Genomic DNA, 16,972 nt, shown 5'->3' on the forward strand with positions numbered 1-16,972 from the left:
GTTCCATTCCCTTCGTTCTGCGGCCGGACCCGTTCCGGGGCCCGGTCCCGCGTCCGCCGCGCGCTCACGCGATGTCGACCTCCGCCAGCACCGGCCTGCCGATGCTCGCGCAAATGTCGGCCAGCAGCAGGTCGGCCGAGGCCGGGTTGGGCGCGGTCGGCACGTCGTGCACCACGGCCAGCCGGTTCAGCGCCCTGACATCGCAGTCGTGGGGTTGCGGTCGCAACGGATCGGTGAAGAACACGAGCAGTGCGATGCGGTCTTCGACGATCATCGCGCCGATCTGCTGGTCGCCGCCCATCGGGCCGCTCGCTACCCGCCGCACGGTGAGACCGAGCCGCTCGGCGAGCAGGTCGCCGGTGGTCCGGGTGGACACCAGACGGCAGCCCCGCAGCAGTTCGCGGTGGCGTTCCGCCCAGGCGAGCAGGTCGCCCTTCTTGGCGTCGTGGGCCACCAAGGCCACGACGTCCGGGGCGCCTTGCGGTTCGTTCCCGCCCGTACGCCTGCCCCCGTTTGAGTGCACAGAAATTCCGCTCCCCCGCATTCGAAAGTTTTCTGTTGAATAAATGCAGACGGCAGCCATTTCGGGAGGCAAGCCCCCGGCGCCGCCGGCCGAACCCAGCATGCACCAAACGGACCATCACTTTCAGTCGTGGTTCTACGGCTTGGGTTCCGAGGACCGGACCGCTGTCGTACCCCCCTGTTAAGATCACGGAGACGGAGGGGATCGCTTTACCTCTCCGCGAGAGTCAACGGGGGCACAGAAAATGCACGCCATTAGCGCGCGATCCGCGGAAACGACACCGACAACATCCCGGGACGGGTCCGCACCTCCGGTGCGCCGGGAGGCCGACGAATCGCTGAACCGCCTTCTGCGGGCCTGGCGGAGCCGCGTCGTCCGGCGCGACGTCAGAGGGCTCCAGCCCGGCCTGGCCGGCCGGAACGGGCGTCGCAGCGCGGCAACAGGACTGTCACAGGCGGAAGTTGCCCGGCTGGCCGGCGCCAGCGAGGGGTGGTACCGCTCGCTGGAGCGCGGGACGCGCCAGGACTTCTCCGACGCCTTTCTGCTGCGCGTCGCGGAAGTCCTGCAACTCAGCAGGGCCGAGACACTCACCCTCTTCCACGGCGTCGCGGGACGCCGGCCGCCGGCCGACCCCGATGAACCGCGCGCCGAAATCGCGTCCGACCTCCAAGAACTCCTGGAGCACCAGAGCCCTTATCCCGCCTATATATCCGATGGCACCTGGAATATCGTCGCGGTGAATTCCGCCATGACCGAATGGTTCCCGTGGTCGGAAAAGAGTGACGCCAATCTCATGCGCTGGGCGCTCCTGGCTCCCGAGGCACGGGAGCAGTTGCTCGACTGGGAGGACAACTTCGCGCGCGTCTATCTGGCGATGCTGCGGCTCGCCCACAGCCGCCAGCCGGGAAACCCGGCCCTCCAGGCCCTCACCGACGAGATCCTCGCCGGCGACGCGGTGTGCCGCCGCCTCTGGGAGACCGAGACCACGGTCGAGGAGCACCGCTCCGGTCACCGTTTCCGCCTCCGCCTGCCGTGCCACGGCAACCGGGAGATCGGTGTGACGAGCCATGTGCTGCGGCCCATCCAGTGCCCCGAGTCCCGGCTCGTCGTCCTCACCGGGGCCGACACGGCCCACCACGGCAGGGCCCGCGCCGCCGTCCGCGAGGGCCGCCACGGGGCGGAGCGGGGGCCGGGCGCACGCCTCGGCCGGGCGCACCCGGCTCGATAGCAGAAGCATCTCCAGCAAACGCGTCGGCGCGAGGGGCACCGGCGGACGGGCGTGACGCGAACCGCCCTGCGGGCGACGGGATTTCGCCGGCCGGGCGGGGCGGCGCGGCCTTGTACCGTCACGGCAGGGGCGGCGCCGGTGGTCGGACCAGCAGGAGCCGGGCCGCCAGGAGGAGGCCGATCACCGTACCGGCCTCCGTCACCACTCCGGACCCCACCGCGCCGACCGCCTCGTCCAGCGGCATCCAGCGCACGGCCATCCCGGCCTCGGTCGGGTCCCTCCGGACGCTCCCCCGGCGCAGGGCGGTGCCGAGGTAGAGGTGGGTCACGGCCGACGTCCGGCTCGGAAGCGGGTGGAAGACGCCCAACGGCCGCAGCGCGCCGGGACGCCAGCCCGTCTCCTCCTCGCACTCCCGCGACGCCGCCTCCTCGGGCTCCTCCCCCGCGGCCACACCCCCGCCCGGTACGTGCAGGAGCCTCCGGCCCAGCGGGGCGAAGGCGTCCTCGACCAGGGCCACCCGTCCCCCGTCGTCGACGGCGACGACACGGGCGCCGTCCGCGAGCGTGAGCCGTTCGTACGTCCCCTCCGCGCCGTCCGGCTGCACGACGCGGTCGCGGTGCAGCGTCAGATGCTCCCCGCGGTACAGGACCTCCGAACCCAGCCGGTCCCACCCGCGGCGCACTTCCTGGATGTCGTCGGCCATTCCCCGCACTTCCCCGTGACCCCGCTCGGCGACCTGCCGCCCTGAGAACGACCGGGCCGGTACGGGGTTCCGCCACCGGAAGGCGGGGCTTGTCCCGGGAAGCGCTACGGGATAGACCTGCTCTGCGACCCGAGCGAACAGGAGTACGGCCAGTGATCCCCGACGAGCGCACCGCCCCGCCCACCGCCGGCGACGAGCGGGAGACCCTGCGGGCCTACCTGGACTACCACCGCGCGACGTTGGCCAGGAAGTGCGCCGGACTCACCGACGAGGAGTTGCGCCGGCGCTCGTCACCTCCGTCGGCCCTGACGCTCCTCGGACTGGTCCGTCATATGGCGGAGGTGGAACGCACCTGGTTCCGGCGGGTGTTCGAGGACAACACGGTTCCCCTGGTCTGGTCCGACGGGGCCGACTTCCAGGCGGCGTACGACGCGAGCGCGTCGACCCGGGCGGAGGCCTTCGCCGCCTGGGAGGCCGAGGTCGCGGTCTCGCGGCGCGTCGAACGCGCGGCGGATTCCCTTGACATGACGGGCTACCAGCCGCGCTGGGAGAAGGAGGTCTCCCTGCGGATGGTGATGGTGCACGTCCTCCTGGAGTACGCCCGCCACAACGGCCACGCGGACCTCCTGCGGGAGGCGGTCGACGGGGAAGTGGGCGCCTGAACCGCGACATGACCACCCCGCCCCTCTCACCGGCGCTGCGGGCCTTCCTGGCCACGGTCGTTCCCGGCGAGCGCCGGACCGGCGCGGTCACCGCGGTCGAGGGCTTCGGCGTCCTCGTCGACCTCGACGGCGCCCCCGAGCCCTCGGTGGGCTTCATCCCGCCGACCGAGGTCTCCTGGTCGTGGATCTCCTCCTGCCACGAGGTCGTGACGCGCGGCATGCGCGTGACGGCGGAGGTCCTCGCGGTGGACACAGTGACGCGCGGGCAGGTCGTGCTGTCCTTGTGCGCCCTGCGCCCCAACCCGTGGGTGGCGTGGGCCGACGAGGTCGGCCGTGTCCTGCGGGGCCGCGTCACGCAGGTCTTCCCGTTCGGGGTGGGCGTCGGCCTGGAGGACGGAGTCGGCGGTCTGGTCCATGCCCCCGCACCGGCGCGGGCGGGTGACGGGTTCGGCGTCCGTATCGGTGATGAGATGACCGTGCGGATCACGGAGGTGGACGTGCGGCGCCGTCGCATCGGCCTTGTGCCGGCGCCCCGCCCGGGGATCACCACGGCGTAACATCCCCATCCCCCGCCCCGTTTACCGGGCCGTCGAACGGCAACGCGTGCCTCGTCCGCACTTTCCGGCCATGAGGAGGCACCGTGGCGGCGTCCGACAAGGTGAGCACCGAGCTGTGGGACGAGTTCCACACGGCTGTGAACATGACATCACGCGAGCTTCAGGACTGGCTGAACGTCCAGGCCGCGGGCGAGCGGGCCGAGGAGTTCCCCGACCGGGCCGGGCCGCCCACCGGGCGCCAGGTCCTCGACATCCTCGCCAAGCGGCGCACCGACCTGACCGAGGAGGACGCACGGGTCATGCGCCGTGTCCGTGACATCGTCCGCTCCCAGCGGAGCCCGGACCGGGAACCGGCGGCCGGGGGGACGCAGTGGCGACACGGCCTGATGAACATCGGCCACGACCCCCTCAAACCGTCCTGAGCACGGCCGCCCCCGGCCGCCGGGCTCCACGGGGTGCACGTGGGGGCCTATCGGCCGAGACTGGAGGCCGGGGGCCGCGTGCGCGCGGCCGGACAGGCGGCGTCCCGCCTCTCTCCGTACCCCGATCTCCCGAAGCGAAGGGCAGCCCTGACATGACCGCCAAGCATCACAGGACGAAGGCCAAGGCCGACCGGACGAAGGGCCGGCTGAAGGAGACCCTGGGCCGGATGACCGGCGACCGGCACACCCAGTCGGAGGGCCGCCTCCAGAAGGCCAAGGGCGAGCTCCACGACGCGGTGGCGAAGGCCCGGCACGCGGCGGAGAAGAAGCACAAGGGCAGGTGACAGGAGCCCGACCGGGACCGGGCGACGCGGCGCGATCGAGCCGTTGCTCCGGACCGGCGGCCCCGGCGGGGCAGGCCCGGCGGGATAGGTGAGGCGGGCGGCGGGGACCGGCCGCGCGTCGTCGCCGGGCCCTGCCCGGAGCGCCACGCGTCACCGTCCTGCCGCGGGCCGATATCACCCCGGACTCCTGGCACGAGGTGCTGGCCCGAGGCGGCCGGTCCCCGCGGGGGGGTGTTCCTGCTGGAGGCCGACCCGCCCGCGGAGCCGGAAGCGGCGATGGCCCTGGCCGCCTCGCCCACGAGGAACCGCGCCTCCTCACGCCGCGACCGCAACCGGTCCTCACAGCTGTAGGTGAGGGAGGGGTCCAGCCACTGCTGGAAGAACGCGACGGGCAGATCGTAGCGCTGTTCGAGAGCCTCCGAGGAAGCACCTGCGTACATGGGCCGGCCGACTCCTCTCCGTCCGCTCCATCGGTCCTCGCGCCACTGGCGAGCGGCTGCCCATTCCCTCGAACACCTACGGCGCGCAGCGGGGGCCGCGAGGGGACATCAGGTGATGTGGGTGAACCCGCTCAGGCGGCCAGCCGGCCGGCTATCTCCTCGGCGGTGAGCACCAGGGCGAACCCCTTGCGCAGCACGGCGAGTTCCGGTTCCTGCCGGGACTCGTCGTCGGTGGCCGTGACATCGGATCCGAACACGACTTTGTAGCCGCGCTCGTAGGCCTGCCGGGCGGTGGTGCCGCAGCAGTAGTTGGTGAGCGTCCCGGTGACGACGACGGTGTCCCGGCCGAGGTTGCGGAGCATCGTGTCGAGCGGGGTGTCGTAGAACGCGCCGTAGGACGGCTTGCGGATCACGGCCTCGTCGGGGCGCCGCCCCAGCGGCTCCCACACCTCGGCGGGCCCCGGCCGGCGCCAGTCGGTGGCGGCGTGCGGGAGGTACCGGAGGGCGTGCGGCCGGTCGAGGCCGAGGTGGGTGTCGTCGAAGATCGTCCAGATCACCGGGACCGAGGCGGCCCGGCAGGCCGTCACCAGCCGCCGCAGCCGCGGCGCCATCCGGGTCGCCTCCGGCACCCAGTAGGGGCTCCAGCCGGGGCGGACGAATTCGTCCTGCATGTCGATGACCAGGAGCGCCGTGCGCTCCGCCCGTACGTCGAAGGACGCGCGGCCGTGTGCGTAGGCGTCGCGTGCCCGCGCGGTCACCCATTCCTCGGTGTAGGCCATCCCGCTCCCCCTCCCGTTCATACCTCGCTTCGAGGTACCTCGATTCGATGTGCGAGACTAGCACCATGCTGGAGCTCGCGATCCTGGGATTCCTGGCCGACGGGCCGCTGCACGGTTACCAACTGCGGCGCCGGCTGGCCCACTTGTCCGGCCACACCCGCCCGGTGAGCGACGGCAGCCTCTACCCGGCCATCAACCGCCTGGTCAAGGCGGGCCTGCTGGCCCGGCGGACGGAACCGGGCACATCGGCCGCCCGGCGGCACACCCTGAGCCTGACCGCCTCCGGCCGCACCGAGCTGCTGCACCGGCTCCGGCACCCCGGCGACCTGGACATCAGCGACAGCACCCGCTTCTTCACGGTCCTGGCCTTCCTGTCCCTGCTGCCCGACACCAGCGACCAGCACGCCGTACTGCGCCGCCGGCTGGACTTCCTGGAGCAGCCCACCAGTTTCTTCCACGACGGCGACCGACCTCTGAGCGCCGAGGAGACCGAAGACCCGTACCGGCGCGGCATGCTCACCATCGCCCGCGCCACCAGCCGCGCGGAACGCGCGTGGCTGCGGGAGACCCTCGGCTGAGGCCGCCGCGCAGGCAGCCGGGTACCTTCCCCGGCGAGGAGCGGGCGCGGCTCACAGGACTCAGTCGAGCTCCTGCCCCTCCAGATGCCGTTGCAGCGAGAGGTGGCGGAACTGGTAGACGGCACCGGTCCTGCGCAGGACGCCGCGTTCGCCGTGGGCGTCGGCGAGGAAGGCCATCAGGTCGCGGGGCAGGCCCTTGCGGACGCGGAGGAAGCCGCGGGCGGCGGTGAAGAGGCCCCAGGCGGTCTGTCCGAAGCCGATCGCCAGGCCCATCACGGTGCCGACGACGGGAGCGGCGACGAAGGCGGCCACGGGGCCCGCCACCCGGTCGGCGACCAGTCCGGCGACCGATCCGGCCGCCAGGGTCCAGAGCAGCATGGTGCGGAGGGCGGTACGGCGGTCGCGGGCGAGGGAGCCGGCCGGGTCGGCCGCCGTGACGTCCAGGGGTTCGGGGCTCAGGCCGGTCAGGAAGCCCACCACGGAACCGCAGACGAGCACGGAGGCCAGGGCGGGCGCGAGCCCCGCGGCGGGGCCGACGGCGAACCCGGTCACCAGGCCCGCGACGGCGCCGGGGACGAGGGTGACGCCCCGCCAGGACCAGCGGATCCGGCTCGCGGGCCGGGGCTGCCGGCCGGTGGCCAGGGCCGCCACCGCGCCCACGATCAGGGCGGCTCCCACCCCGGCGCCGGGACCGGCGACGTACCAGGGGACGGCCCCGACCGCCACGGCACCGAGCCCCGCCACCAGCAGCTGCACGGACCGGGCGGGGAGCGCCCGGTGCAGTTCCCACCAGGCGATCTGGGTACTGCCGTCCAGGGTGTCGCGCAGGTGCCGGGCCAGCACGACGAACGCCCGGTGGGCCTCGGCGGCGGTCCAGCGGCAGGGGCGCCGGTGGTTCGGCCGGTAGGCGGTGCGGATGAAGGCGCCGAAGAGGTGGCGTTCCACCTCTTCACGGGTGGTCAGGGCCAGCAGCTCCGCCGGGGAGCCACCCTCGCCGTCGGGGCCGTGGACCGCACGGGCGAGGAAGACACCGAGCGGTGTGGCGAGCGTACGGGCCACCGGATCCGACCCGCCCAGCCGCTCCAGTACCGCGCCCCACCGTTCCTCGACGGCGGCGACGGCCGCCGCCGAGCGCGGCCCGTTCCCCAGCGCGGTGGCGCGCAGATACTCCGCGACCTCCCCGGGGTCGAGAGGGAGGAGTTCGACCGCGGCCGCCTCGGCCAGGGGTGCCGACTCCTCCAGGAAGTCGCGGTACTCGGCGGACCGGCACGCGAGCACCACCGGCTGGTCCGCGCGCAGCGCCTCGTTCACGAGCGCCATCGCCGGGCCGCGCCGCGCGCCGGGCAGTTCGTCGAAGCCGTCGAACACCGGAATGACCAGGCCGCCGTCGACGAGCGCACGGGCCAGGCTGACATCGCCGTGCGCGGTCGGAGCCGGATCGGCAAGCATCCGGTGGTCCCGTTCCAGCTGTCCGGCGAGCCAGGTGTGCAGGCGGTCCTCCGCGTCGGCCCCGGGCAAGGTGGCGGCGTCCAGCCCGGCGACGGAGAAGAGGACCGGGACCCGTCCGTTCCCCGGCCCGCGCCGCGCGAGAAGGCCCAGCAGCAGACGGATCAGGAGAACGGTCTTGCCCGAGCCCGGCTCCCCCAGCAGGACCAGCCGCCGGGTGGGGATGCGGTGCAGGAAGACCTCGGCGAGCTCTTCCTCCTGCCCCGCCAGGGCCTCGGGGCCGGTGGCCCAGCCGGCGGGGTCCGCCGCCGGCCCGCCCGGCGCCCTCCGCGCCGCCCGGGTCAGTTCGTCCCACGGGACGGCCAGGTCCGGAGGGGCCGCGGCCCAGGAGACCGTGGGCGGAAGGGGCCGGACCAGCCGGCGGTGGCCGAGCTCGGTGCTCCACTGCCCTTTCAGGACTCCGGCCAAGTCATTTGCTACGGCATCGAGTTCGCGGCGTGCCGCTTCCTCGCGGTCGTCCCGGTACCCGAGCCAGGAGAGGAAGGCCACGGCGAACGTGGGCGGCAGGGCGGGGAGCGCGGCGTCCAGCCCGTCGCCGCGGACGGCCAGGTGGACCGAGGCCGCGATGCCGCCTCCGGTGAGCACGGCGAACAGCCGTCCCGCCCGCCGCAACCGGCCCCGGATCCCGCCCGCCGACCCCGTCTTCTCCCCCGGCCACCGCATGACGTGCCAACGACCCGCCGCACCACGGGACACGACGCGGGCGGGCGGCCGGGCATGACGGCACCCGCGCCCCGGCACCGGAATCGGCCGGCGGTCCGGCCCGGCCCGGGGCAGGCTCCAAGGCGATGGACGACACGAACGACGACAAGCGGGTCCGTCCGTCCGCCCGGGCCGGAGCGGCCGGCCGAACCGGCCCACGCACCCGCCGACACGCCGGCAGGGCTCCTGCAACGCGGCCACGGGCTGGGCGCCCTGCGGGCGGCGGACGATCCGGCGGCGGCCGGACTCCTCGTGTACGACGCGAACCGGCGGGACCGGCGGTGGGATTCGACCGACGACCGCCACCTCTACCCGGCGCGGCCGGTCCGGGACCTGGAGCTGCCCCTCGCTCCCGTCGTCGCCCTGCTGGACGGCGACGAGGACGACTGCGAACGGGCCACGCGCGTCCTGGAACTGCCGGCCCTCGACGGTTCCCCGGAGCCGCGCGAGGCACTGCGGACCGCCGTCGGGGAGGAGCAGCACGGGCGAGACATCCTGGAGTCGGTGCGGGACTGCCGGCCGCACGCCTGGTGGGACGACCTGCCCGGCTCGGTCGGCGGGGGGCGGCCCGGGCGGACGGGGACGGTCCGCCCGGTGTCCCCGGTCGGCGGCGGCGTTCGGCGTCGGCGCGCTGAGCGGACGCGGTCAGACGACTGTGGGCGCACCGGGCACCCGGCGCTCACCACCGTTGCGTGCCCGCCAGAACGCGTACACGTCGGTCGCGGCGTCGCGTGGCTCGTAGCGCATCGGCAGGCGGCGCTCGTCCCAGTTCTTGGCGAACTCGTCGTAGAACGTGCCGAGTTCGAAATACTTGCGGTCGTCCACGTAGTGCGGCTCGTACGCGTCACGGGTGGTGAGGAAGACGACCTCGTCCGGGGAGCAGTAGTACAGCGAGCCCAGGCACATCGGGCACGGGTGGGCCAGGACGTAGATGGTGGTGCCGGTCAGGTGCTCGGTGCCGAGCCGGGTGCACGCCTCACGGATGGCGAGGATCTCGGCGTGCGCGGTGGGGTCGCCGGTCTGCGCCACCCGGTTGGGGCTCTCGGCGAGGACGCGGCCGTCCTTGACGATGACGGTCGCGAACGGGCGTCCGCCCTCGGCGACGTTCTGGCGGGCGATGTCGATCGTGCGCTGCGCGAAGTCCATGGGACGGCCTCCTGGGGTGAGTGGTGAAGGGGTACCGGGGTGGACGGGGAACGGGATTCCCCGCCCGCCCCGGCGTCTCGCGGTGGGTCAGAAGGGCTTGGTGGGCAGGTACTTGCCGTCCAGGGTGATGACGGCGCGCTCGCCGCCCTCGGGGTCGGCGACCTTCTTCACGTCCAGCTTGAAGTTGATCGCGCTGATGATGCCGTCACCGAACTGCTCGTGCACGAGCGCCTTGAGGGTCGTGCCGTAGACCTGCAGCATCTCGTGGAAGCGGTAGATCGTCGGGTCGGTCGGGGCGCCGGTGCCGAGGGAGCCCCGGGTCGGGATGGTCTGCAGCAGCATCACCGCGTCCCCGTCCAGGCCCAGGAGCCCGGCGACGGCCTCGGCGGACTTCTGCGGCAGGGCGTGCTGGCCGAGGACGGCGGCGGTGACGAAGGCGACGGACAGCCCGGCGGCGTCGGCGATCTGCTGCCAGGTCAGGTCCCGGCGGGTCTTGGCCTCGACGGCCGCGTTGGCGAGCTGCTGACGGGCGGTGGGGTCGAACTGGGCGTGCACCATGAGGTGGACTTCCTTCCGTGGGGTGTGGGCCCGTTGGGATGGGGGCCGCTGGGTGAGGGGCGCGGCTCCTGCGGAGGAGCGGCGCGGCTTTCTTCGGGTGGTGTGCGGGGGGTCAGGCGGCCCGGGCGGTGACGGAACCGTCGTGGGTGAGCTCGTCGACGGTGCCGGTGGCGATGTCGAAGACCCAGCCGTGCAGGGTGACCGTGCCGTGTGCCAGACCGGCCGCGACGGCGGGGTGGGTGGCGAGGTTGGCCAGCTGCGCGTGGACGTTCTCGCGGACCAGGGTCTCCACCGCGCCCGGTCCGGCCGGGGCGGCAGCGGCGCGGGCCCGGGAGGCGTCCGCGTGGCGCAGCCAGTCCGCGACCGCCGGGACGCCGCTCAGGTCGTGCCCCTCGGCCAGGGCGGTCATCGCGCCACAGGCCGAGTGCCCGCAGACGACGATGTCGGACACGCCCAGGACGGCGACCGCGTACTCGATGCTCGCCGCCACGCCGTCGGCGTCGGCGGTGTGGGCGGGGACGAGGTTGCCGGCGGTGCGGATGACGAAGAGCTCGCCCGGCTCCCCCTGTGTGATCAGCTCCGGCACGACGCGGGCGTCGGAGCAGCCGATGAACAGCGTCCCGGGTGTGTGGTGGGACGCGAGGTGGGCGAAGAGCTGCGCCTTGGCCGGGAAGACGTCCCGCTGAAAACGCGCTACGCCCTGGGCGAGGTCGTGCATGGTCACTCCTTCGGTGGGTCGGCTCCGTGGACCCGGCCTTTCGGCTGGGTGACACCACCGTGCACCACCAGCACCTATAGCGTCCAAGAGTCGTTGACCATCACTTCCATCGATGTCATCTATGGTTGGCTCCATGGCCCTGGAACTGCGCCACCTGCGCTACCTGCTCGCCGTGGCCGAGCACCGCAACTTCACCCGCGCCGCCGAAGACCTGCACATCTCCCAGCCCACGCTCTCCCAGCAGATCAAGCAGCTGGAGCGCACGGTGGGCGTGCAGCTGCTGGACCGCACCGGCCGCACCGTCCGGCTCACCGACGCCGGCGAGACCTACGTCCACCACGCCCGCCGCGCCCTCCGGGACCTGGCCGCCGCCGAGCGCGCCGTCCACGACGTCCGGGACCTGTCCCGCGGCCACCTACGGCTGGCGGCGACCCCGACCTTCACCGCCTACCTCATCGGCCCCCTGGCCGCCGAGCTCCACACCCGCCACCCCGGTATCACCCTGACCTTCCGGGAAATGCCCCAGGATCGCCTCGAATCGGCCCTGCTCGCCGACGAGCTCGACCTCGGCATCGCCTTCGACGACCCGCATCAGTCCGGCGTCGCCGCGACCGCCCTCTTCACCGAAACCCTCAGCCTCGTCACCGGCACCCGCCCCTCCGGACCCCAGGAGCACGATTCCGCCCCTGCCGCCCCCGCCCGGCCGCTCCCCATACGCGACCTCGCGCACCACCAACTGGCTCTGCTCAGCGCGGACTTCGCCACGCGAAGCCATATCGACGCCTACTTCGCGCAGCACCACATCAGTCCCCGCATCTCGGTCGAGGCCAACTCCCTCCAGGCCCTCACCGAAATCGTGCGCCGCACCCGCCTGGCCACCGTCCTCCCCGACGCCATCGCCGAAGACCACCCCCACCTGACCCCCGTCCCCCTGGAGCCACCCCTCCCCTCCCGCACCGTCACCCTGCTCCACCGCGAGACCGCCTACCGCAGCGCCGCGGCCCACGCCTTCACACGCCTCACGCACGATCACGTCCGCGCCCGCGGCTATCCCCTCGCGGTGTGAGCGAGGGGCGCCCGCGTACCGCCCGGTGCGGCCGCCCCGGCTGAGCGAACCGGTCGGCGGCGACGGCTCCCGAGCCGCCCTGCCGGCCTCACGTGCCTCGGATGTGCACCCTGCTCTGCCGCAGAGGATGCCCGAGCGCTTCGCCGAGCGCGGAGAGCTCGTCGGCGCCGAACCACGCGCGTCCGGGCTTCCGGAGGGCGATCTCGAAGCGGGCGAAACCGCACGGCCAGTGGTAGTCGAGCGCGTCCAGCGACGTCGCGCCTCCGCAGCAGGGGACCTCGACCGCCAGGGTCGTGAAGCGGCGGTCAAGCCTCGCGGAGGAAGTCCCGGGCCGCGGAAATGATGTCACCCCGGATGTGCCGCGGGATCGGGTCCTCCTCGTACCGCGTCTCGACCGCCCGTGACAGTTCGACGATCCGTCGCAGCTCGGCGGGGTGTCCGAGTTCCGCCGCCGCCTCCTCCCAGATCAACAAGGCTCCGGCGAACGGCTCCAGATCACCCTCGACAATCCGCCGCGCCCACCAGCGCGCCACCGTCCAGCGCGCGTCCGCAAGCTCTTCCGGCAGCAGCGGCAGCAGCTCCAGTTCCTCCAAGGCGCGGCCGAACAGCTCCCGCGCCTCGCCGTACTCGTTGCGCCCGAGCCCGGCCAGCTGGAAGAGCGAGGGCGCCTCGACGCCGGCCAGGAGGGCGTCCAGGCCCAACCGGACGAGTTGCTCCCCGGATGGGCGCAGCCATACCTCCGCGTCCCGGTGGGCAGCGGCCATACGGAGAAGACCGATCGCCACGTTTCTGTCCATGTTCCGCCTCTCCAGTGCGCCAGACACTTTGCCTATGCACCCCGCACACACTCAGGTGCCCGCCTCGCCGAGGCGGGCGGCAGGTCGTGAGCGGACCCACTCCTGCTCGGCCCGTATCTCGGCCGCGTCGCCACGGGCCAGGAACGTCGCCCACGGCTCGTCGCCCCGGCGGCCGAGCCGTTCGACGCGGTCGGCCTCCCGCCTCGTGGTAGTCGCGGAGCCGGCGCCCCAGTTCGCCGAGCCCGGCCGTCGCCCGCAGTGCGGCGGCCAGGGCATGAACGCGGGCGTGCCGTGGAGCAGTGCCAGAGATTCGTCACCGCCATCGGTGCCGGGCACGCGCGGGGCGCGGGTGAACCCGACCGCTTCCAGGTGGGCCGGCGGGGCGTGCACGGCAGGCGTCCACTCGCCGGCCGGCCTGCGGATCGTCTCGCCGACGCGCCGGACCGTGGTCACGCTGCCGGTGTCCGTGGCGCCGTCCTCGATCACCGGCGCAGCGTAACCTCACCCGCCGTGCCGCCGCCTCGCGATATTGGCATCCCGAAGGCGGATCCGGGCAGGTTGGGCCCCGGTGAAGCCGACCGTAGGGTGGGGCACTGTGGGAAACATCTTCTCTGCGGGGGACCTCGACCTGTATCTGTCCAACGGGGGCACATCGGTCTTCGTCGACGTGCTCATGCTGGCGGTGTCCGACCTGGCGGCCACGGCATGGGACTACCGGTTCGCCACGATGCTGACCCGGCAGGACCAGGGCGTCATGGGGCGCGGTGCCGTCGGTTTCGACCTGGCGGACATCGACTGGGGCCGCACGGCGCAACAGCGGGCCGAGGCCAAGGACTTCGTGCTCCGTGTCGTCGACCTCGCGTCACGGCGGCACCGGTGGGACGAGCTCAACTACTTCCCGCCCTTCGCCGAATCGTATCTGCGCCGGTTCCGCGCCATGGTCGAGGCGTTCGACCCCGCCACGGCCCGGGACGACGGCATCACCTTCCCCCGCCCCGACGAGACGACACCGGCCTCGTGCGTGCGGCACCGGGTCCTCAGCTCGCTCCCGCTCCTGGAGGGCTGCGTCTTCTGCTTCGCGGGGGTGACCTTCGCGAAGTGACGCGGAGGCGCGCACGCGGAGAGGGCCGCGCTCGGCGCGCCTCATTTCCCGTCATTTCCCGGAGTGGACTCCGCAAACGGCTTCCGGTCCGGCCGGAGGCCGTGTCTGCGATACCGCCGCGTCGGACGGGCGGAAGTACCTGGCCGTGGTCCAGCGGCCGATGCGGGCGCCGGTGAGGCAGCCGGTGATGTCGGACGAGCGGAAGTGGACGCCCGCCCAGACGCGGGCGTCGGTCATGTCCTGGTTGAGGTGGGCGGCTGACGTGTAGTGCCGCGCCGTGCCGCCGCCCGGGGCGGGCAGGTTGAGGTCGAGGTGGGGGCTGCCGAGGACGGTGAGGAGTGCCTGGGTCACGGCGCCGGCGACGGTGGCGTGGCCGGCGATGTACTCGGGGTGGGGCGGGGTGTCGAGCAGCGGCTGCCAGTCGCGGACGCCCCTGGTCCGGGGGTTGCCGTCGCGGTCGGCCTCACGGATGGCGGTGATCGGCCGCCAGAACGCGTAGTGGCGTTTGGCGTCCCAGGTGGCGATGACCGTGTCCGCGGCGACCGCGTTCCCGGCGGCGAAGAGGCGCGCCGTCTCCACGAGGTCGAGCCGGTGCCGGACGGAGTGGTCACGGAAGGCGGACTGGAACTGTGCGACCAGGTTGCCCCCGAAGAACGTCGCCGTCTCCGTCTGGTTCGGGGTGCGGCGGGAACCCGTCCGCGCGCCCATGGCGGCGATCTCGGCCAGGTCCCGGGCGTAGCGGGCGGAGGTCAGCGACGGTGGCCCGGCGGGGCGGAACTGGGCGGGGGACGTCAGGAGCATGGGGTGCGTCGTGCTCAGCCACTGATCGATGAAGGCCTCGTTCCGCGGCGGTGTCGGCCGCCATATTCCGGGGGGCTGTTCCGTCGTGCCGCCGGGCGGCACGGGCCGTCCGTCGGGCCGCGGGAGGCCGCCCTCGTGCCGCCGGAGGGCGAGCAGATGCCCGGCCGCCCGCTCGCCGAAGGCCGCGCCCTGCCGCTTCGCGTGTCCGTCGGGCAGTCCGGCGAGAGACTCGGCGTACGCGGTGTCGAGCCGGGCGCGCGACGCGGGGAAGCACTCGGTCAGGACGCGGTGGGCCGCCGCGACGGCGGCGGCTTGCGCGGAGGCGCCGCGGGGCGCCGACTCCCGCCAGCGGTAAGGGACGTAGCGGTTCCGCTCGATTCCGGTCACGGCGTTGTACACCGCCACGGCGACCAGCCCGTGCCACAGGGCCGTCTGCCCCGAGGGCCGCGTGGGACCGAGCCCTTCGTCGATCGTCCTGGCGGCGACGACGTTCCAGTCCCGGACGACCGCCGCGGGATCGGCCGCCGCCGACAGCGGCCGTACGTCGGCGACGGCGGCACGGGCGACCGGCCCGGTCGTCGCCGACCGCGGTGCCGCCGGCCCCGGTGCCGCCGGTATCGCCGTTCCGGTGAGCACGCCGACGAGGGCGAGTGCCGTGGCGACTACCGTCACCGGACGTCGGCCGCGAACGAACCGGAATGGTGAAGGCACGGTGCTGTCACGCATGGTGCGCCCCCTGCGGGAAGATGCGGGAAGGAATGCCGGGAAGGATTGCGGGGCGACGCCGAAGTACGCCCCCACCGACCAGAGTTGGCCTTCCGCCGCGGCCGGGAGAACACACCGATCCGATGACCACCCGTTCGGGTGAAACCGCGGCTCTCCCTTGCCTGCGCGACATGCTCAGCCGGCGGCGGCGCCGGTGTCGTAGCGCTCCCGGGCCGCCAGGACCTCGTCCATGTTCCCTTCCGCCCACCCCTTGATCGCCTGCATGACGGGGATCAGCCCCTCCCCCAGCGGCGTCAGGGCGTAGTCGACGCGGACGGGCACGGTCGGTGTGACCGTGCGCTCGACGAGACCGTCCCGTTCGAGGCTCCTGAGCGTCTGCGTCAGCATCTTCTGGCTGACGCTCGCCAGGCGCCGGGACAGGTCGCCGTAGCGCTGGGGCCCGGCGGCGAGGGCGTTGACGATCAGGCTCACCCACTTGTTGCTGATCCGGTCGAGCAACTGCCGGGCGGGGCACTCGGCGAGGTACGCGTCGTAGGCGGCGCGCACGTCGGGCTGTGTTGCCATGGCTCTCCTCCACGTTCGGTACGCACTTCGAAGTGCCTACTTCCCGATGGAGAGTAGCTCTCCATAGGGTCGTCGTACATCAAGCCCCTGCGAATGCTGAGGAGTCGGCGATGCGTGCCGTTGTCGTGAAGTCGTTCGGCGGACCGGACGTCCTGGAGGTCGTCGAGGTGCCGGTGCCCGTCCCGGGCGCCGGTCAGGTGCGGATCCGGGTGGAGGCCGCGGCCGTCAACCCCGTGGACGCGGCGACGCGTTCCGGGACGCTCGCCGCGGCGGGGCTGATGGCGCCGCGCCCGGTCACGGGGATCGGTTGGGACGTCGCCGGGCGCGTCGACGAGGTGGGCGCGGGCGTGACGCTGTTCGCCCCCGGTGACCGGGTGATCGGTCTGAGGGACCGGCTCGACGTCTCGCTGGGCACGTACGCCGAGTTCGTCGTCCTCGACGCCGACGCCGTCGCACCCGCCCCCGGCGGTTCCTCCGCCGCCGAGGCGGCCACGCTGCCCCTGAACGGGCTGACCGCCCTCCAGTCGCTGGACCTGCTCGCCCTGCATCCGGGCGCCACACTGCTGGTCACCGGTGCGGCGGGCGCGGTGGGCGGCTTCGCGGTGGAGCTGGCCGCGCTCCGCGGACTGCGGGTGGTGGCGGCGGCCGGCGCCGGGGACGAGGCGTTCGTCCGGGCGGCGGGCGCGCGGTGGTTCGTCCCCCGCTCCGCCGACCTCGCCGAAGCGGTCCGCGCCCTCGTTCCCGGCGGCGTCGACGCCGTCCTCGACGCCGCGGTGCTCGGGGTGCCCGCCCTGGGGGCCGTACGCAACCGGGGATCCTTCGTCTCGGTCGTCGCCGGCGCGGCACCCGTGGCATTGCGCGGCATCACCGTCGCGGAGAACTGGGTCGCCGCGGACGGCCCGGCCCTCGCCCGGCTCTCCTCGCTGGCCGAAAGCGGCCGCTTGTCCCTGCGCGTCGCCGACACCCTGCCGCTGGACCACGCCGCCCAGGCGCACGAGACGCTGGCCAAGGGGGGTTTGCGGGGGCGACTGGTCCTCACCCCGTGACTGC

General features: G+C 73.3%; 20 protein-coding genes. 9 read left to right on the top strand and 11 right to left on the bottom strand.

Annotated elements, in window-relative coordinates; translation table 11 throughout:
* Window positions 1-64 precede the first annotated feature (64 nt).
* On the bottom strand, window positions 65-523 hold the full coding sequence (locus HN013_RS10600; protein WP_212764188.1) for a methylglyoxal synthase: 459 nt from the start codon (window positions 521-523) through the stop codon (window positions 65-67).
* A gap of 313 nt (window positions 524-836) precedes the next feature.
* Here HN013_RS10600 and HN013_RS10605 point away from each other — a divergent pair, with 313 nt between their 5' ends.
* A complete protein-coding gene (locus HN013_RS10605; protein WP_171165531.1) occupies window positions 837-1,751 on the top strand; it encodes a helix-turn-helix transcriptional regulator in 915 nt (304 codons plus the stop codon).
* A 118-nt stretch (window positions 1,752-1,869) separates the two neighbouring features.
* Here the strand turns inward: HN013_RS10605 and HN013_RS10610 are convergent, their stop codons facing one another.
* Window positions 1,870-2,454 (bottom strand): NUDIX domain-containing protein, encoded by a 585-nt coding sequence (locus tag HN013_RS10610; protein WP_171165533.1) that lies wholly within the window; start codon window positions 2,452-2,454, stop codon window positions 1,870-1,872.
* A gap of 152 nt (window positions 2,455-2,606) precedes the next feature.
* On the opposite strand from HN013_RS10610, the gene HN013_RS10615 reads away from it, so the two are divergent.
* The 4 genes from HN013_RS10615 to HN013_RS10630 all read left to right on the top strand — a co-directional run bounded on the left by HN013_RS10615 (window position 2,607) and on the right by HN013_RS10630 (window position 4,439).
* Window positions 2,607-3,116: a DinB family protein gene (locus HN013_RS10615; protein WP_171165535.1), complete on the top strand. Its 510-nt coding sequence runs from the start codon at window positions 2,607-2,609 to the stop codon at window positions 3,114-3,116.
* Window positions 3,117-3,124: 8 nt separating this feature from the next.
* Window positions 3,125-3,673 (top strand): S1 RNA-binding domain-containing protein, encoded by a 549-nt coding sequence (locus tag HN013_RS10620; RefSeq protein ID WP_171165537.1) that lies wholly within the window; start codon window positions 3,125-3,127, stop codon window positions 3,671-3,673.
* A gap of 83 nt (window positions 3,674-3,756) precedes the next feature.
* Window positions 3,757-4,095, top strand: coding sequence for a DUF3140 domain-containing protein (locus tag HN013_RS10625; protein WP_171165538.1), 339 nt, complete (start codon window positions 3,757-3,759; stop codon window positions 4,093-4,095).
* 152 nt (window positions 4,096-4,247) lie between these two features.
* Window positions 4,248-4,439: a CsbD family protein gene (locus HN013_RS10630; RefSeq protein ID WP_171165540.1), complete on the top strand. Its 192-nt coding sequence runs from the start codon at window positions 4,248-4,250 to the stop codon at window positions 4,437-4,439.
* A 571-nt stretch (window positions 4,440-5,010) separates the two neighbouring features.
* Here the strand turns inward: HN013_RS10630 and HN013_RS10635 are convergent.
* Window positions 5,011-5,658: a cysteine hydrolase family protein gene (locus HN013_RS10635; RefSeq protein WP_171165543.1), complete on the bottom strand. Its 648-nt coding sequence runs from the start codon at window positions 5,656-5,658 to the stop codon at window positions 5,011-5,013.
* A 47-nt stretch (window positions 5,659-5,705) separates the two neighbouring features.
* Between HN013_RS10635 and HN013_RS10640 the strand changes: the two genes are divergently transcribed.
* Window positions 5,706-6,236, top strand: coding sequence for a PadR family transcriptional regulator (locus HN013_RS10640; RefSeq protein WP_249374906.1), 531 nt, complete (start codon window positions 5,706-5,708; stop codon window positions 6,234-6,236).
* A 60-nt stretch (window positions 6,237-6,296) separates the two neighbouring features.
* Here HN013_RS10640 and HN013_RS10645 read toward each other — a convergent pair whose 3' ends face one another.
* From HN013_RS10645 to HN013_RS10660, 4 genes are all read right to left on the bottom strand, one after another.
* The gene (locus HN013_RS10645) at window positions 6,297-8,405 is read right to left on the bottom strand and encodes an NACHT domain-containing protein (RefSeq protein WP_171165545.1); all 2,109 of its coding nucleotides are present in this window, start codon (window positions 8,403-8,405) and stop codon (window positions 6,297-6,299) included.
* Between the two features lie 684 nt (window positions 8,406-9,089).
* A complete protein-coding gene (locus HN013_RS10650; protein WP_171165547.1) occupies window positions 9,090-9,590 on the bottom strand; it encodes a nucleoside deaminase in 501 nt (166 codons plus the stop codon).
* Between the two features lie 87 nt (window positions 9,591-9,677).
* Window positions 9,678-10,148 (bottom strand): cyanase, encoded by a 471-nt coding sequence (gene cynS, locus HN013_RS10655; RefSeq protein ID WP_171165549.1) that lies wholly within the window; start codon window positions 10,146-10,148, stop codon window positions 9,678-9,680.
* A gap of 112 nt (window positions 10,149-10,260) precedes the next feature.
* Window positions 10,261-10,866: a carbonic anhydrase gene (locus tag HN013_RS10660; protein ID WP_171165551.1), complete on the bottom strand. Its 606-nt coding sequence runs from the start codon at window positions 10,864-10,866 to the stop codon at window positions 10,261-10,263.
* A gap of 133 nt (window positions 10,867-10,999) precedes the next feature.
* Here HN013_RS10660 and cynR point away from each other — a divergent pair, with 133 nt between their 5' ends.
* Entirely contained in the window at window positions 11,000-11,932 is a 933-nt protein-coding gene (gene cynR / locus HN013_RS10665; RefSeq protein WP_171165552.1) for a transcriptional regulator CynR, read from the top strand.
* A gap of 305 nt (window positions 11,933-12,237) precedes the next feature.
* Here the strand turns inward: cynR and HN013_RS10670 are convergent, their stop codons facing one another.
* Entirely contained in the window at window positions 12,238-12,729 is a 492-nt protein-coding gene (locus HN013_RS10670) for a hypothetical protein (protein ID WP_171165554.1), read from the bottom strand.
* A gap of 51 nt (window positions 12,730-12,780) precedes the next feature.
* On the bottom strand, window positions 12,781-13,215 hold the full coding sequence (locus tag HN013_RS32315; protein ID WP_212764189.1) for a hypothetical protein: 435 nt from the start codon (window positions 13,213-13,215) through the stop codon (window positions 12,781-12,783).
* 109 nt (window positions 13,216-13,324) lie between these two features.
* Between HN013_RS32315 and HN013_RS10680 the strand changes: the two genes are divergently transcribed.
* Entirely contained in the window at window positions 13,325-13,831 is a 507-nt protein-coding gene (locus HN013_RS10680; RefSeq protein ID WP_171165556.1) for a hypothetical protein, read from the top strand.
* A 51-nt stretch (window positions 13,832-13,882) separates the two neighbouring features.
* On the opposite strand, the gene HN013_RS33890 is transcribed toward HN013_RS10680, so the two are convergent.
* Together HN013_RS33890 and HN013_RS10690 are read right to left on the bottom strand one after the other, a co-directional pair.
* The gene (locus tag HN013_RS33890; protein ID WP_212764190.1) at window positions 13,883-15,304 is read right to left on the bottom strand and encodes a vanadium-dependent haloperoxidase; all 1,422 of its coding nucleotides are present in this window, start codon (window positions 15,302-15,304) and stop codon (window positions 13,883-13,885) included.
* Window positions 15,305-15,532: 228 nt separating this feature from the next.
* On the bottom strand, window positions 15,533-15,922 hold the full coding sequence (locus HN013_RS10690; protein WP_171165558.1) for a helix-turn-helix domain-containing protein: 390 nt from the start codon (window positions 15,920-15,922) through the stop codon (window positions 15,533-15,535).
* 110 nt (window positions 15,923-16,032) lie between these two features.
* Between HN013_RS10690 and HN013_RS10695 the strand changes: the two genes are divergently transcribed.
* Window positions 16,033-16,968 carry an NADP-dependent oxidoreductase gene (locus HN013_RS10695; RefSeq protein WP_171165560.1) on the top strand — a complete coding sequence of 312 codons (936 nt, stop codon included), beginning with the start codon at window positions 16,033-16,035 and terminating at the stop codon, window positions 16,966-16,968.
* The last annotated feature ends 4 nt before the right edge of the window (window positions 16,969-16,972 follow it).

Origin of the sequence: Streptomyces sp. I05A-00742 (assembly GCF_013055795.1) — a bacterium.
Taxonomy (GTDB): Bacteria; Actinomycetota; Actinomycetes; order Streptomycetales; family Streptomycetaceae; genus Streptomyces.

Bases quoted from the DNA above. Each gene is read 5' to 3' on its own strand.
- HN013_RS10610 (WP_171165533.1), bottom strand. From the start codon at position 2,454: ATGGCCGACGACATCCAGGAAGTGCGCCGCGGGTGGGACCGGCTGGGT.
- HN013_RS10620 (WP_171165537.1), top strand. From the start codon at position 3,125: ATGACCACCCCGCCCCTCTCACCGGCGCTGCGGGCCTTCCTGGCCACG.
- HN013_RS10630 (WP_171165540.1), top strand. From the start codon at position 4,248: ATGACCGCCAAGCATCACAGGACGAAGGCCAAGGCCGACCGGACGAAG.
- HN013_RS10635 (WP_171165543.1), bottom strand. From the start codon at position 5,658: ATGGCCTACACCGAGGAATGGGTGACCGCGCGGGCACGCGACGCCTAC.
- HN013_RS10640 (WP_249374906.1), top strand. From the start codon at position 5,706: ATGTGCGAGACTAGCACCATGCTGGAGCTCGCGATCCTGGGATTCCTG.
- HN013_RS10645 (WP_171165545.1), bottom strand. From the start codon at position 8,405: ATGCGGTGGCCGGGGGAGAAGACGGGGTCGGCGGGCGGGATCCGGGGC.
- HN013_RS10650 (WP_171165547.1), bottom strand. From the start codon at position 9,590: ATGGACTTCGCGCAGCGCACGATCGACATCGCCCGCCAGAACGTCGCC.
- cynS (WP_171165549.1), bottom strand. From the start codon at position 10,148: ATGGTGCACGCCCAGTTCGACCCCACCGCCCGTCAGCAGCTCGCCAAC.
- HN013_RS10660 (WP_171165551.1), bottom strand. From the start codon at position 10,866: ATGCACGACCTCGCCCAGGGCGTAGCGCGTTTTCAGCGGGACGTCTTC.
- cynR (WP_171165552.1), top strand. From the start codon at position 11,000: ATGGCCCTGGAACTGCGCCACCTGCGCTACCTGCTCGCCGTGGCCGAG.
- HN013_RS10670 (WP_171165554.1), bottom strand. From the start codon at position 12,729: ATGGACAGAAACGTGGCGATCGGTCTTCTCCGTATGGCCGCTGCCCAC.
- HN013_RS10690 (WP_171165558.1), bottom strand. From the start codon at position 15,922: ATGGCAACACAGCCCGACGTGCGCGCCGCCTACGACGCGTACCTCGCC.
- HN013_RS10695 (WP_171165560.1), top strand. From the start codon at position 16,033: ATGCGTGCCGTTGTCGTGAAGTCGTTCGGCGGACCGGACGTCCTGGAG.